Raw genomic sequence first — 13,821 nt, 5'->3', positions numbered from 1 at the left:
CATAGCGTTCAGTCCCGAGCAAGCGTGACGTCGAAATTCACGTGCAGGTATGGTTCGGTGATCTTACCTGAAAGTTCCATCTCATTGGGAAATTCTGAAGCGGGTCGTTCAACGTAAGTCATCACGAGATCGTCCCGAACTCCAAAGACCGTGTCTTGATCCAGATAAGGATCATCGTCCGGGAAAATCTCGGTCACAAGTGAGCGATAGCCGGGGGCTTTGACGATAAAGTGCAGGTGTGAGGGCCTCCATGGATGGCGACCGCAAGCGCGCAGAATATCACCGACCGGCCCGTCAGACGGTACAGTGTATTCAACTGGCTTAACGGTAGTGAACGCATATCTGCCGTCATCGCCAACTGTCATCAGCCCGTGGAAAGAATAGGTGTCCTGTTCTTCATCCTGACTGGCGTAGAGGCCGTTGGGGGCCGTTTGCCAGATGTCGAGTTCTGCTCCTGCAATGGGATTGCCCTCAGTGTCGCGAATGACGCCTTCAGCAAGCAAAACCGGCCCGCCGAAATATCGTTTCATATCCCCGCCTATTGGCAACGGGGGTGCGCCAGACACATGAAACGGACCTAATACTGACGAACTTGTTGCGTCTGGACTTGAATGCAGCATGTCCACCAAAGAAGACAGACCCAGCACGTCAGACGCCAGCACAAACTCGTGCCGGTCCTCGGTTTCCACGGCTGCACACCCCTCGAGAAACGCAATTCCAGTGCGCCATTCGTCATGCGTCAGATTGGTCTCTCGCGCGAAGTCATGAAGGTGTTTGACAAGTGACCCCATGATCTCACGCATCCGCGGATCGGCGTCATTGGACAGGTATCCCATGAAAACGTCGGTGATATTGTCTTTGGTGACAGAGCGCATCTTGGCCTCCTTAAATCAGGGCAAGGCTGAGGATTGGGAACTCGATCAGAATAAACAGAACGATTAGCATCACGAACGCGAAGGGAAGTGCGCCCATGAACACGTCCTTGAGCGATATTCGGTCGTCGTTGATCGTGGATTTGATAACAAAACACGATATGCCCAGAGGCGGGGTCAAAAGTCCGATTTCGGCTCCGACCACGGTGATGATCCCGAACCAGATCAGCGACATATCAAGGGCCTCGGCCATGGGCAGGAACAACGGGACGACGATCAGGATGATCGATGCCGTGTCAAGCAATGTTCCCAAGAAAAGCATCAGCAAGACATAGAGCAGCATGATCGACCAGAAGGACGCGGAATTCCCCGCAAGCAAGCCCTGCAACTGGTTGGGCAGCCCGGCGAGTCCCAGCATGCGGCTGTAGATTGAAGCTGCAGTGATCAGGAACAGGATCGCCGCCGTTATATGACCGGTTTCCAGCAGCGCGTCCCAGAACGCTCTTGGCGTCATAGACTTGCGCGCAACGGCGATGATCAGCGCAACAAGTGCCCCGGCCGCGCCTGCCTCGACTGCGGTAAGCCACCCTGTATAAATTCCGCCAAGCACCACAGTGATGATGAACAATGTCGGTAGAGTTTTGGACGCGATCTCGCGCCCAGACATCCATTCAGTGTCTTCGACGACCCGCCCTCCAACGAATGCCGGCGTGAATCGCCCCATGACCCAAATCGCGCCGACATAAGCGATTGCCAGCATAATCCCGGGAATAACCCCCGCCAGAAACATATCCCCTACGGACTGTTCAGCGACAAAGGAATAGATAATCAGCATAGCAGAAGGCGGGATAATCATGCCCAAAACTGAGGACCCAGCCACCACGCCGACGGCAAAGCGCGGATTGTAAGACTGCGCCATCATTTGCGGGACCGAGACTTTGGTGAACACGGATGCCGACGCAATTGACGACCCGGTAACTGCGGCAAAGACGGCGTTGGCTCCGACGGTTGCCATTCCAATACCGCCTTTGACCTTGCGAAACCGCATTGTCATGACTTCATAGATGTCCCTGCCCAACCCGGCCTTTGAGACAATGAGCCCCATGAAGGTAAACAGGGGAATGGTCGCGAAACTGTATTCCATCGCGCTGTCGCCGACCGCCACTTTCAACAGGTTCAGCGCCAGCGTAAAATTGTCCCGCATCAGCCAAATCGACACGAACGAGACCACGCCCAGAGCAATCGGAATGTAGACGCCCGCGTAAATCAGAAAGACGATGGCGACGACCGAGATCAGGCCAATCTCAATCGGCGTCATTCTGCAGCCTCGTCATGTTCAGGGGTGCGGATAAGTTGCGGGCGGTCCTGCGCCGTGACAACCTTGAGCAGGAAAACCACGCAGGCAAGCGCAGTGCCGCACGCGATGACCAATTTGACCGGCCACCATGGGAGTGTGAAAAGACCCGGAACTCCGAAGTAGTCCTGCGTCTCCCACATATGAAGAAATTCAGGGAAGGTCACATAGGCAATTAGGCCCATGAAGATCGCCGAGATGGCGTTTATGATGCGCCTCAGGTTTGCTGTCAGGCCAGGGCGGCGGTGGTGCATCAGGTTCAGGAACCCGTCCGAACGTGTCAGCCGGTCCACTCTGACCACGTCGGCCAATTGCAGAAAAACAATCATCACGACCGAAAACTGCACCATTTCGTAGGTGCCTCGAAGCGGGGCCGAAAACAGCCCGCGCGCAACGACGTCGACATTCAGAATGACCACCAACGCTAGGACGACGAGCGTGCCCAAAGCGTTGGCAGTTATTGCAAGCGAATTGGCGACCTGCGACAGAACGGCAACTGCGGTCTTCAGCATGTCTGGCCCCTTTCTCGGGTCGCCGAGCGATTATTCGGCCGTCCAGTCGCGCACACCAGTGAAACCGGCATCCTGAAGCTTGCCGAGATAAGCGGCCAGCATATCCGTGCCCTGCTCGCCGTTCTCATTCAGCGTTGCAGCCCATTCCTGCGCAACATTGGGCATCGCATTTGCCCACGCAGCGCGGTCTTCGTCCGAGATTTCAATGATCGATCCGCCAGCTTCCACAAAGGCATCTCGTGACGCAGCGGCTCGATCCATTGCAATGCCTGCCACGTGGTCACGGTAGTCGATAGCCACAGCCTGGAGTACGTCTTTGACCTCGTCAGGCAGATTTGCCCAGTAATCGGCGTTGACTGTGACTGTTTTTGTATTCACCGCGCCAAGGTCTGCCTTCAACATGTAAGGGGCAACTTCTACGATTTTGAACGTCTTGGAAGCTTCCGGCCAAATCATCACACAATCGACAAGGCCGGTTTGAACCATGTTGTAGAAATCAGTGAGGCCACCGCGAACGCCCGCCGCATCCTTGATACCCTCAAGATAGCGCAGGTTCAGGCCGGCACCCGCGATCTTGCGTCCTTCAAGGTCTGCAACTTTCTCGACCGGCTCTGAGCAGAACATCTGATATGTGTCGAGCACAACGCCAGTCGCCAGATAGACCTGATTTTGCGCAGCGAACTCATTCTGCATAGCCGGGTATTCTCGCGCGATCTCGTCAACCGCCTTGGCCACTGCACGGGCATCCGACGCGACGAATGGTGTCGAGCCCGAGATCCCCTGACTGGGCAGCTTGGATGAATGGAAGATGGTTGTGACGATGCCAATGTCCCCCAAACCCAGCTGTACGCCTTCCAGAACACCTTTGGGTTTTACGATTGAACCGCCATAGTTCTCCTGCCAGTTCATCTTGTAGTTGCCGGACTCGGCCAACCGCTTATCCACTTCGGGAATAAAGAAGTTTGTGAATTCTTTCACCCACAAGGCCCGGTCCGGGTAACCATCAATTACGACAGCTGAAATGGTCTCTTCTGCTGCGACTGACAGTGCCATAGTGCTTGCCACGGCAACACCCAGCAGACTGCGCTTGGTCCATTTTTTCATCGTCTCTCCTCCCAGAAAGATGGGTCTTTCAATTTCCACTAGTTTGCTTTGACCCAGTTGACGGTCAGGTCGGTGCCTGCCGCTTCGAACAGTTTTGCGATGGCGCAATACTTGGCTGTTTCGTTGCCCACACATGTCAGCTGCTCCTGACTGCTCGGCGTCTCACAATTCACAGTGAGTTCAATTTCGGGAAACGGAACATCGATCTCCTCTTCCATCAGGACACCGCGCCGATCCAGCCTGCATTTCGCGTCGATTGTCACCGTCCCAAGATCAATTCCCAATCGGTGCGCATTCTTGTGACCGATGACGTTCGTACAGGCGATCAGGGCCGCCATTGCGGTTTCGGTTGGAGACGGGCCAAGATTTGTTCCGCCCCGTTCGACAGGCTCGTCGACAACCACATCCAGATCGCGAATGGGTATCTCAGTACGCGCGTGCGTCGGGCATTGAGCTGTCGTGCGATACGTCACGACAGGCTTCACTTTCATCGCCACGGCATCACCTCCTCATGCATAAGAGCAAACCCTGTCGAACGGAAATCGCGGCAGTTTGTGGAACAAACCCGTTTCATCGGCGTATCCCAGATTGCAAAGAAAGTTCGATTTGAGCGTCGTACCCGCGAAGAATTCCTCGTCGACGATCTTGTTCGAAAATCCCGACATGGCACCAACGTCCAACCCAACGGCCCGGGCGGCGATCATAAAATAGGCACCCTGAAGCGTACCATTGCGAAACGCTGTATTGGACACATAGTCGGGATTGTTGTCAAACAACGGCCGACGATCTTCATGCGGGAAAAGAAAGGGCAATTCCTTCCAGAAGTCCATGTCATAGGCAATGATCGCTGTGACCGGCGCATCCATCATCTTTGGCACGTTCTTTGGTTTCAAAGACTTGGCCAGCCGCACTTTGCCCTCGGCGCTTTTGACAAAAATGAACCGCGCAGGCAGCGTGTTCATGCTGGTCGCGCCGTTGATGGTGATGTCGTAGATCTCTTCAAGCAACTCGTCGGGGACCGGTTGGTCTGTCCACGTGTAGTGAGACCGGGAATCGCGCAGGATTAGGGCGATCGCGTCATCCGACAGACGTGGAATGCGCTGGCGCAGATCACGATGATCTTGCTGAGCCTTGGCGCGAAGTGTCTCCAGCTCTGCCCCGGTTGGTGCACTCATTCTGCAGCCACCTTCGATCTGGTATCTTTTTCGTCGAAAATCGGGCTGGCGCAGATGCCGATACCTTCGATTTCGACCTCAACGATCTCGCCCGGTTTCAACCATCGTGGGTCGGGTTTCTTTGCGTGACCCACACCCGGCGGTGTTCCCAATGCAATCAGATCGCCCGGCTCAAGCGTCATAAATTCTGAAATTGTCGCAATCACCTGACGAACACCCCAGATCATGTTGGCGGTGTTTGAACTTTGCAGGATTTCATCGCCAACGCGGCTTTCGATCTTCAGGCCCGAAGCGCCCTCGGGCAACTCATCCGGAGTAACCGTGAAAGGACCAATTGCTCCGGTGTCGTCAAAGTTCTTGCCCGGCGTCCATTGTACCGTTTTTCGCTGATAGTCCCGCACCGACCCATCGTTGAAAACGGTATACCCAAACACATGGTCCAACGCGCCCGCCTCCGAGATATGGCGACCGCGCTTCCCAACGATCAGCATCAATTCCGCTTCATAATCGAAATGCTGGGAAGCCGCCGGTCGCACCATGGGTTTGCCAGCCGCCATGATCGAGTTCTTTCCACGCATGAACAGCGTGGGGTACTCGGGAATGTCGTATCCACCTTCTTTGATATGGTCGGTATAGTTCAATCCCATGCAAATAATGGTGCCGGGGGCGGCCACCGGCAAAGCCGGGGTGATAGTCGAGACTGGCACAGACACCGCTGCCGAGATTTTGTCGGCCAGTGAGTCGCTCAAACCCGGATTGGCAATCAGCCCCATCAGATCTGTGCCGACACCAGAGTCCAAAGCCGTTAAATTTACTGCGTTTTCGCTGCTCACGGCAAAAACCGCAGTGCCTTCCGAAGTCTCTCCCACCAGGTATTTCATTTTCACCATCCATATCAGTTCGCTTGATTTTTGCCGACTATTTTGCAATATGTCAAATAATATCGATATTTTTGGAGGGCGCTGATGGTTGCTTGGGCGGACTACAAATCAGAAGCAAAGAGCCGTGGCGCGCTGGCTTTGGAGCTATACGCGGCGCTCAGCACACCAGCCAAAGCGCCCGAAGATGTGAAAGCGTCACTTCCCGATCACCTGGCATATCAGGCGCACCTTGAACGCTCAGGTCAGCTGGCTTTTGCCGGGCCAATGTCGGACGAGACTGGCGAGCATATGCAAGGAATGGGCCTGATCATCTATCGCGCCGACAGCCTTGAGGCCGCTCGAATGCTGGCCGAGGACGATCCGATGCATAAAAGCGGGGCGCGCAGCTTTGTTCTTCGCCGCTGGATGATCAACGAAGGCTCGCTGAACCTCTCAGTCGGCCTATCGACCGGAACGAGCGCCCTCAGTTAAAAGCACTTCGAAGATTGCGCATTCAAAGAGGAACAGTCGGATATGGACGTCATGCTTGATACCGAGGGCAAAGAGACATCAGCCACTCATGGTGCGTATCGACGGCTGCGCGATATGATCCTGACCGGCGAGCTGCCTCCCGGACAGAAGCTCAAGATCGAACAACTCCGTGGTCTGCTGGATACTGGCGCAAGCCCGGTTCGCGAGGCGCTTAGCCTCCTGACCTCCGACATGCTGGTCGAGAGGATCGATCAGCGCGGATTTCGGGCAGCGCCGGTCAGCAAATGCAACTTCGAGGAAATCCTGTTGCTGCGATGCAACCTCGAAGAAACAGCGCTGCGCGCTTCCATCGCCAATGCAGACCGAGCTTGGGAGGACAGGCTAGTCCTACGCCATCACCATATGAAAAAGGCCAGTCTAAAAAGTGCGCCCGACTTTGAAGACGCACACAAAGCGTTTCATATGGCTCTATTGGAAAACGCAAAACTCCCGCTGCTGTTACGGTATTGCTCGCAGCTTTATGACCTCAACATTCGCTACCGATATCTGGCAGCGGGAGGGCCAAGTTACAAAAAGCGCGATATCGCTGCCGAACACCAGCAAATTCTAGATGCCGCTCTCGACCACGACGCGGACAGCGCAACCCAGCACTTGCTCAACCACTACCGCCGAACGGGTGAGTACCTGAGCAGTCAGATGGAGTCCTGAGATGCAGCGGAACTGGTTTCTGGGCGATCTGCTGAATCAGCTGTTCGACCGTCCCGGCAAAAGGCGCGGCAACGATGACAAACGATCCATTCTAGAGCTTTGTGAGGCCTTGTTGTCTGCCGAAGGCGAAGTATCGGGCTATTCCCTCGCTTCTACGATTCTTGATCGCTACCAGACTTTGAACGATTCCGAGAAATTAGGGTTTTTTGCCTATCTGAATGACCAACTTGAGCTGGACGCGGATCAGCTTGCTGAAGTGGCAAGCCTCTATGCCAAGGACAGAAGTGTCTTTTTGTATCAAAAACTTAGCGAAGTCGCGGAACCCAGACGGCAAGAGTTGTTGCGCCGATTGAACCAACCATCGGGCGCAACACAAGAACTCGTAGCAATGCGCGTTGACCTGTTGCGCTTTCTCAAATCCAACCCCGAGCTCAAGCGAACAGATATTGATTTCGCCCATTTGCTGCGAAGCTGGTTCAATCGGGGGTTTCTTGTCCTCAAACAAATCAGTTGGGATACCCCAGCCCGCGTTCTGGACAAGATCGTTGCCTACGAGGCGGTCCATCAGATCAACGATCTGGACGACTTGCGGCGACGGCTCTACCCGCCAGATCGTCGTTGTTTTGCGTTCTTCCACCCTGCGATGCCAGATGAGCCACTGATATTTGTCGAAGTCGCTCTGACCGCTGAAATCCCGGATGCGATTGACACGCTTCTTTCCGAGGTTCGAGAACCGATCGAAGCCGAGCAGGCAAAAATTGCGGCGTTCTATTCCATTTCAAACTGCCAAAAGGGTTTGGCGGGCATCAGCTTTGGAAATCTGCTAATAAAGCAGGTTGTGACCGAGCTTTCGCGAGAGCTTCAACAACTTGGTACATTTGTGACCTTGTCGCCGATACCAGGACTGAACCGTTGGCTGGCCGACGAAACAGAGCATCCTGAGCACGGCCATGCCGCCGAGGCCGTGCTGGCAGAAACAGCCACGTCGCAGGACACGCGCGCGATGGCTGCCCGATACTTGATGCTCGCCAAGCGCGAAGATGGGATGCCACTGGACCCTGTGGCCCGCTTTCATCTAGGCAATGGTGCCGAGCTTCATGAATTGCATGCTGGAGCAGATCTGTCGCCAAACGGACGCGCCCAGTCCGCAGGCGCGATGGTCAATTATCTTTACGATTTGAACAAAACAGAACGTCACCACGAAGAATTCGCGACACGTGCCACGATCCAAGCCTCGCGTTCTGTTCGCGCGGCCTCAACCACAGCGCTTGCGGTCACGCGATGGTGCGGCGCGAGGGCTTCGAGGTGAACCACAAGAAACTCAGACGCATCTACCGCGAGGAGAGGCTCCAGGAGCGCCGCAGGGGCGGCAGGAAGCGTGCTCTGGGCACAAGGAAGCCGATGGTGGTGCCGGATGGCCCGAACCAGCGCTGGTCGCTGGACTTCGTATCAGATGCCTTCACCGATGGGCGAAGGTTCCGCATCCTGGCGGTTGTGGATGACCATACCCGCGAGAACCTGGCCCTGGTCGCCGACACATCCCTGTCCGGCCTGCGTGTCACGCGCGAGCTGGATCGGATCATCGCAGATCGGGGCAGGCCCGGCACTATCGTCTCGGACAACGGCACCGAATTCACCAGCATGGCTATCCTGCGATGGGTTCAGGACACCGGGATCGACTGGCATTACATCGCGCCGGGAAAACCAACCCAGAACGCATTCATCGAAAGCTTCAACGGCAAGCTACGCGATGAATGCCTCAACGAAACGCTCTTCAGCTCACTGGCCGAGGCCCGTGAAACGCTGGAAGCATGGCAGGAGGATTACAATACAAACAGACCACATTCGGCGCTCGGAAATCTGACGCCGAGAGAATTTGCTGAGAAAACGAACATGGACAAACTGGCCGCGTAAGGACATCAACCAAACCCCAAGGACTCTCCGACAGGTGGAGGAAACTTGGGGCTCAGGTCACCTGCCATAGCGTCGTGTGCGCGGAGGATTTCGTTCCGTGCCCTTGCGGCGGGACAGTCCTCTTTCCACGGCCGCCCGTTCTTTCGGATTGGAATGATCGCGGTGGCCTCGCGCTTGATGATGGCGGTGTGACAGTGGCGGGTGTCGTAGGCGCCATCCATTGCCCGGCAGGCGATGCCCGCATCGCCGAGGCGGGCGGTCACGGTGCCGATTTGCTCTTTCTCGGGAATCTGGCCGAGCAGTTCCGGCAGCATCGGGCTGTCGCCATCGCGGCTCGCAGCGAATTCCACGGCTCGGATGTCACCGGTGCCCGTATCCATTGCCAGATGCACCTTGCGCCATTGGCGGCGACCCTGGACGCCATGTTTGCGGGCCTGCCATTCCCCGTCCCCGAGGAACTTGATGCCGGTGGTGTCCGCTGCCCGGCAGGGCATTGCGCAGCAATGTCCCGAGAGGGGACCAGAAGGTTGAGCGGGCCATCGGCGCAGCGGTAGTGGATCTGGACGGCCAGTGTTTTCTGCTTGCGGCACAGGGTCGAATAGTCGGGCACGGGCCAGTCCAGTCCCGCCATCCGCAGCAGGCTGGCCACCATGCCTGTGGTCTGTCGCAACGGAAGCTTGAACAGCACCTTGATCGACAGGCAGAACTGGATCGCGGTATCGGAGAACACAGGCGGACGCCCCGGGCGACCTTCATGCGGCGCGAACCAGGTCATCCCCTTGTCCAGCCAGACCAGTAAGGACCGCGCTTCCTCAGCGCGGCGTTGTAGCTGGACCAGTTCGTCGTGCGATAGCGGGCGGGTGAGGGCTTCGGCATGCGGCTCGTCTAACCGCATGGATTCACATTGTGAATCGTCAACAAGCAGAGTTGTGCAACAACGCCGATATTTTCGCCAAATACCAAGCCGTGTTGAACGTATCACCCGCGTACCCGATCTGGAACTCCCCTGGAGCGCCCAAGGGAGCAGGTTCCGCCATGCACTCACCGATTGCCAAGATACGCATGGGTTCTACAAAAAATCGTCACGCCGCGGAGTGAAGCTATCCACGAGCTTTCCTGGTTCCAGACAAACACATCCGTGGGTCTGACCTGAAGGAATGACAAAACTGTCTCCTGGCCCGAACTCCCGCGTACTTTCGCCCAAAGTGAACCGGAACCGGCCACTTTCGACATATGTTGACTGGACATGCGGATGCCTGTGCAACGCGCCTATCGCACCTGCTTTGCTGAACCGAAAGGCAACAACCATGAGATTAGGATGATCAGAAAGAACTTGCCGTGTGACATTCTCTCCTGTCGAGACAACTGGAAATCCAGGCAAGGTGTACCTCCGCTACATTATGAGAAAAGCATTCCACCATTCAGATCGACATTAGCTCCTGTAATGAACGCACTGTCGTCGCAGGCGAGGAATAGGACAAGGTTTGCGACATCCTCAACAGTGCCTTGACGTTTCATTGGCGCAGCGGCTTCAAAGCCGCGGCGTCCTGCGTCCGGTGTGTGAATGTTATGAAAATCAGTGTCGATCATGCCAGGGCACAGCCCATTGACCCGTATATCCGGGCCCAGCTCTTTGGCCAAACCCCGCGTCAGCGTCATGATCGCGCCCTTTGAGGTCGCATAGGGAACTGAGCCGGGACCGCCTCCATCGCGGGCGGCTTGGCTTGCCAAGTTGACGATTGTACCGCTTTTCATGTGAGCCAGACAGGCGTTCGTCATCATGAAGTTGCTGGTTAGGTTCAAATCCATCACGTATTGCCAATGTTTGAGTGAGGACTCTGCGACGGTTTTGCGGGCAACCAAGCCGCCCGCATTGTTGACCAAGACGTCAATACTGCCGAATTCCGCGAGCACCCGCGCCACCAGTGCGTCAACGTCGCTTTTCTGAGTCAGGTCTCCCTGAAAAGCAAATGCGGTCCCGCCATTTGCTTTGATCCTGGCCACAACGTCCTCAGCGCCTGCGCTGCTGGCAAAATAGTTGATTGCGACGTTTGCGCCCTCGGAAGCTAGTTTGAGAGCGGTAACTGCACCGATGTCGCGGCCGGCTCCAGTTACAATTGCAGATTTTCCAGCGAGTTTCATGGCCATCCCTCATCGTTGCACTGCTTTGAAAGTTGTAATGCTCCAGCAGGCACTTGCTTAGGCTGCGCCGCGTTTGACAAACATGTCGAAAATTTCGGGCACGTTGCCATCACCCAACCCGGCATCAAGCGCCTTTTGAAGATTTGCGGAAGTGCCTTCGGCGATTTCGGAGCGCGTTCCAATGTCACTGATCATCTGAACGAAGTAAGCGATATCCTTGTTGGCATTGCTGATCGAAAACCCAAGATCGCTTACACCATCTACGGCGTAATTCTTGCAAAATTGCATGAAGGGGGAATTGGACGGGCCTGCGGACATGATGTCGAAAAGCAGCTGGCCATCGATGCCAGCTTGTTTTGCAACAGCAAATGCTTGGCTCATGGTACACGCTGTTGTCATACCCATGAAGTTGTTGATCAGCTTGGTCGTATGGCCCGCGCCGAGTGCGCCAAGATGGAAAACGTTCTCGCCCTGTACATCCAGCACAGGTTTGACCTTTTCAAACGTTTCGATATCGCCCGCTGCCATGATGTTCAGCAAACCGTCCTTAGCGTGCATAGGTGAACGCCCCAACGGAGCGTCGAGCATCCCGGCCCCTTTTGTCGCAAGGTCCGCGCCAATTTTCTTTGTTGACGCTGGAATGGACGTGCCGAAATCTATGACCACCGCACCTTTTTTGATCCCGGCAAGAATACCATTTTCGCCGTAAATCAGACTTTCGACCACTTCAGATGTTGTCACGCAGAGCATGACGATATCGCTGGCCGCGGCGAGTTCCTCAGGGGTGCTCACCTCGACCGCGCCCCGCGCAACCGTTTCGGCAACCGCCGCTTTGTTGCGGCCCATGACCACAAGATCAAAACCATTTTTTTGGAGGCATTCAACCATCTTGCTGCCCATTTGGCCAAGACCAATGAAACCGATTTTTGGGTTCGACATATGTGACTCCTAAGCGTTTGGGTTTTTCGTATTGGAAAAGACACTGGCTCCAGCTTGGGCGACGTCATGATCTTGCGCAGGCGAGCCAGAGCTAACTCCAATACCGCCGACGACATCAGAACCTGCGAGCACAGGAAGACCGCCGGCAACGGTCACCATGCGTCCGCCTAAGGCTGAGGCGATGCCATGCGCTGGCATTCCTGGTTGACTGACTTCACCCAAGGCTTGCGTGCTCTTTTTAATGCCGCATGCGGTATAAGCCTTGTCGATCGCCAGATTGATGCTGGTAATCTTAGCGCCATCCATTCGCTCGAATGCGATAAGGTTACCGCTCTCGTCGGTAACAGCGATGCACATAGGCACGCCGATACCCTCGGCATTGACCCTTGCGACCGCGATCAACCGTCGCGCCTCTTCAATGTCCAATCGTTTGATATTCAGCATAGCGGCGTCCTTTGGGCTTTATGGGCCGATTAGGAGGGTCGGAAGTATGAGCGAGATGGCAGGAACGAAGGTGATCAGCATCAGCGCTGCGAAGATCGCAAGGTAGAAAGGCCAGATCGTTTTGATGGCTTTTTCCATCGGCAACTGGCCAACCGCACAGCCTACAAACAGACAGGTCCCGACCGGAGGCGTGCAAAGCCCCAGACCAAGGTTCACCAGAAGGATCATGCCGAATTGCAGCGGATCGATCCCCAGCATGTTCATCACGGGTAAGAAGATCGGCGTGCAGATGAGGATCAAGGCTGCCATATCCATAATCATGCCAAGCAGCAGAAGAACGACGTTGATCATCAGCAAAATCAGGATCGGATTCTCGGTTATCCCCAAAAGGAACTCGACCGTTTTGGTCGGTACGCGGTTGTAAGTCAGCATGTAGGCGAAGGCCCCGGCACAGGCGATCAGGATCATGACCATCGACGTTGTGCGCACGGACGAAATTACAGCAGTCTTAAAAGCATCCCATGACAGGCTGCGGTAGACGATCAGCGTGACAACAAAGGCGTACATAGCCCCGAACGCACCGGACTCTGTCACAGTAAAGATGCCCGACAGGACACCTCCGACGATAATGACAGCAGTCAGCAGGCCGGGGATGGAGCCGACAAAAGCGTATGCCAGCGCCGTCCATCCAGGAAACCGTTCAGCCTGATAACCACGCTTTACGGCGACCACATACGCAGCAAATGCCAGGCAACAGCACATCAGGATGCCAGGGATCACACCCGCCAAGAACAGCTTGGAAATTGATACCGCACCGCCCGTGGCAAGAGCAAAGATGATCATATTGTGACTGGGTGGAATGATGATCCCCGCGATGGAAGATGTCACCGTCACATTCACCGCATAGTCAGCGTCGTATCCCTTGTCCTTCATAACGGGGATGAGAATCGAGCCAAGCGCGGAGATGTCCGCGATCGCCGAGCCGGAAATCCCACCAAAAAGCATCGAGGAAAACACGTTCACAATGCCAAGCCCGCCGCGCACGGCGCCAACAGCAGCTTGCGCGAACCTGACCAATCTGACGGCTATGCCGCCGTGGAACATCAGCTCGCCCGCGAAAATGAAGAACGGGATCGCCATAAGCGAAAAAACGTTAATTCCTGCGACTATTCGTTGAAAACCGACGAACAAGGGCAAGCCTTCATACCAAAACGCAACTAAGGCAGAGATCCCAAGCGCGTAAGCGACCGGAGTACCAATGATGACGGTAAGGGCAAAGGCCCCGAGAAGAACTGCAAGTCCCAT

15 protein-coding genes and 2 pseudogenes are annotated in these 13,821 nt (G+C 55.5%); 4 read left to right on the top strand and 13 right to left on the bottom strand.

Annotation, left to right across the window (positions count from 1 at the left end; genetic code table 11):
* Positions 1-8: 8 nt before the first annotated feature.
* Genes AB1E34_RS09855 through AB1E34_RS09825 form a run of 7 tightly spaced genes read right to left on the bottom strand, consistent with a single transcriptional unit; the run spans position 9 to position 5,898 of the window.
* Positions 9-875 (bottom strand): dioxygenase family protein, encoded by an 867-nt coding sequence (locus AB1E34_RS09855; RefSeq protein ID WP_372572159.1) that lies wholly within the window; start codon positions 873-875, stop codon positions 9-11.
* 10 nt (positions 876-885) lie between these two features.
* On the bottom strand, positions 886-2,190 hold the full coding sequence (locus tag AB1E34_RS09850) for a TRAP transporter large permease (protein WP_372572158.1): 1,305 nt from the start codon (positions 2,188-2,190) through the stop codon (positions 886-888).
* Positions 2,187-2,738, bottom strand: coding sequence for a TRAP transporter small permease subunit (locus AB1E34_RS09845; protein ID WP_372572157.1), 552 nt, complete (start codon positions 2,736-2,738; stop codon positions 2,187-2,189). Before AB1E34_RS09845 ends, AB1E34_RS09850 begins: the two co-directional genes overlap by 4 nt.
* A 30-nt stretch (positions 2,739-2,768) precedes the next feature.
* Positions 2,769-3,842, bottom strand: a complete 1,074-nt coding sequence (locus AB1E34_RS09840) for a C4-dicarboxylate TRAP transporter substrate-binding protein (RefSeq protein ID WP_372572156.1) — start codon at positions 3,840-3,842, stop codon at positions 2,769-2,771.
* Positions 3,843-3,880: 38 nt separating this feature from the next.
* On the bottom strand, positions 3,881-4,333 hold the full coding sequence (locus AB1E34_RS09835) for an OsmC family protein (protein ID WP_372572184.1): 453 nt from the start codon (positions 4,331-4,333) through the stop codon (positions 3,881-3,883).
* Between the two features lie 18 nt (positions 4,334-4,351).
* Positions 4,352-5,017: a malonic semialdehyde reductase gene (locus AB1E34_RS09830; protein ID WP_372572155.1), complete on the bottom strand. Its 666-nt coding sequence runs from the start codon at positions 5,015-5,017 to the stop codon at positions 4,352-4,354.
* Positions 5,014-5,898 (bottom strand): fumarylacetoacetate hydrolase family protein, encoded by an 885-nt coding sequence (locus AB1E34_RS09825; RefSeq protein ID WP_372572154.1) that lies wholly within the window; start codon positions 5,896-5,898, stop codon positions 5,014-5,016. Before AB1E34_RS09825 ends, AB1E34_RS09830 begins: the two co-directional genes overlap by 4 nt.
* An 84-nt stretch (positions 5,899-5,982) precedes the next feature.
* Here AB1E34_RS09825 and AB1E34_RS09820 point away from each other — a divergent pair, with 84 nt between their 5' ends.
* The 4 genes and pseudogenes from AB1E34_RS09820 to AB1E34_RS09805 form a co-directional block, all read left to right on the top strand.
* Positions 5,983-6,369 carry a YciI family protein gene (locus tag AB1E34_RS09820; protein WP_372572153.1) on the top strand — a complete coding sequence of 129 codons (387 nt, stop codon included), beginning with the start codon at positions 5,983-5,985 and terminating at the stop codon, positions 6,367-6,369.
* 42 nt (positions 6,370-6,411) lie between these two features.
* Positions 6,412-7,077, top strand: coding sequence for a GntR family transcriptional regulator (locus tag AB1E34_RS09815; RefSeq protein ID WP_372572152.1), 666 nt, complete (start codon positions 6,412-6,414; stop codon positions 7,075-7,077).
* Position 7,078: 1 nt separating this feature from the next.
* Positions 7,079-8,386: a malonyl-CoA decarboxylase gene (locus AB1E34_RS09810; protein ID WP_372572151.1), complete on the top strand. Its 1,308-nt coding sequence runs from the start codon at positions 7,079-7,081 to the stop codon at positions 8,384-8,386.
* A pseudogene (locus tag AB1E34_RS09805) lies at positions 8,359-8,991 on the top strand (IS3 family transposase); the annotation flags it as partial. The gene AB1E34_RS09810 and the pseudogene AB1E34_RS09805, both read left to right, overlap by 28 nt.
* Before the next feature lie 77 nt (positions 8,992-9,068).
* Here AB1E34_RS09805 and AB1E34_RS09800 read toward each other — a convergent pair.
* From AB1E34_RS09800 to AB1E34_RS09775, 6 genes and pseudogenes are all read right to left on the bottom strand, one after another.
* Positions 9,069-9,867 (bottom strand): annotated as a pseudogene (locus tag AB1E34_RS09800) (IS5 family transposase); the annotation flags it as partial.
* A gap of 193 nt (positions 9,868-10,060) precedes the next feature.
* Positions 10,061-10,372 (bottom strand): cupin domain-containing protein, encoded by a 312-nt coding sequence (locus tag AB1E34_RS09795; protein ID WP_372572150.1) that lies wholly within the window; start codon positions 10,370-10,372, stop codon positions 10,061-10,063.
* Positions 10,373-10,389: 17 nt separating this feature from the next.
* Positions 10,390-11,133: an SDR family NAD(P)-dependent oxidoreductase gene (locus tag AB1E34_RS09790; RefSeq protein WP_372572149.1), complete on the bottom strand. Its 744-nt coding sequence runs from the start codon at positions 11,131-11,133 to the stop codon at positions 10,390-10,392.
* A 57-nt stretch (positions 11,134-11,190) separates the two neighbouring features.
* Entirely contained in the window at positions 11,191-12,072 is an 882-nt protein-coding gene (locus AB1E34_RS09785; protein ID WP_372572148.1) for an NAD(P)-dependent oxidoreductase, read from the bottom strand.
* 9 nt (positions 12,073-12,081) lie between these two features.
* Positions 12,082-12,516 carry a GlcG/HbpS family heme-binding protein gene (locus tag AB1E34_RS09780; RefSeq protein WP_372572147.1) on the bottom strand — a complete coding sequence of 145 codons (435 nt, stop codon included), beginning with the start codon at positions 12,514-12,516 and terminating at the stop codon, positions 12,082-12,084.
* Between the two features lie 18 nt (positions 12,517-12,534).
* The gene (locus AB1E34_RS09775; RefSeq protein WP_372572146.1) at positions 12,535-13,821 is read right to left on the bottom strand and encodes a TRAP transporter large permease; all 1,287 of its coding nucleotides are present in this window, start codon (positions 13,819-13,821) and stop codon (positions 12,535-12,537) included.

This window comes from Ruegeria jejuensis, from assembly GCF_041537905.1.
Taxonomy (GTDB): domain Bacteria; phylum Pseudomonadota; class Alphaproteobacteria; order Rhodobacterales; family Rhodobacteraceae; genus Ruegeria_C.
This window is presented reverse-complemented; position numbering and strand designations above follow the sequence as displayed.

Coding starts and splice junctions, on each gene's coding strand:
- AB1E34_RS09835 (WP_372572184.1), bottom strand. CDS start 4,333: ATGAAAGTGAAGCCTGTCGTGACGTATCGCACGACAGCTCAATGCCCG.
- AB1E34_RS09790 (WP_372572149.1), bottom strand. CDS start 11,133: ATGAAACTCGCTGGAAAATCTGCAATTGTAACTGGAGCCGGCCGCGAC.
- AB1E34_RS09850 (WP_372572158.1), bottom strand. CDS start 2,190: ATGACGCCGATTGAGATTGGCCTGATCTCGGTCGTCGCCATCGTCTTT.
- AB1E34_RS09780 (WP_372572147.1), bottom strand. CDS start 12,516: ATGCTGAATATCAAACGATTGGACATTGAAGAGGCGCGACGGTTGATC.
- AB1E34_RS09840 (WP_372572156.1), bottom strand. CDS start 3,842: ATGAAAAAATGGACCAAGCGCAGTCTGCTGGGTGTTGCCGTGGCAAGC.
- AB1E34_RS09820 (WP_372572153.1), top strand. CDS start 5,983: ATGGTTGCTTGGGCGGACTACAAATCAGAAGCAAAGAGCCGTGGCGCG.
- AB1E34_RS09845 (WP_372572157.1), bottom strand. CDS start 2,738: ATGCTGAAGACCGCAGTTGCCGTTCTGTCGCAGGTCGCCAATTCGCTT.
- AB1E34_RS09830 (WP_372572155.1), bottom strand. CDS start 5,017: ATGAGTGCACCAACCGGGGCAGAGCTGGAGACACTTCGCGCCAAGGCT.
- AB1E34_RS09810 (WP_372572151.1), top strand. CDS start 7,079: ATGCAGCGGAACTGGTTTCTGGGCGATCTGCTGAATCAGCTGTTCGAC.
- AB1E34_RS09785 (WP_372572148.1), bottom strand. CDS start 12,072: ATGTCGAACCCAAAAATCGGTTTCATTGGTCTTGGCCAAATGGGCAGC.
- AB1E34_RS09775 (WP_372572146.1), bottom strand. CDS start 13,821: ATGGGACTTGCAGTTCTTCTCGGGGCCTTTGCCCTTACCGTCATCATT.
- AB1E34_RS09855 (WP_372572159.1), bottom strand. CDS start 875: ATGCGCTCTGTCACCAAAGACAATATCACCGACGTTTTCATGGGATAC.
- AB1E34_RS09825 (WP_372572154.1), bottom strand. CDS start 5,898: ATGAAATACCTGGTGGGAGAGACTTCGGAAGGCACTGCGGTTTTTGCC.
- AB1E34_RS09815 (WP_372572152.1), top strand. CDS start 6,412: ATGGACGTCATGCTTGATACCGAGGGCAAAGAGACATCAGCCACTCAT.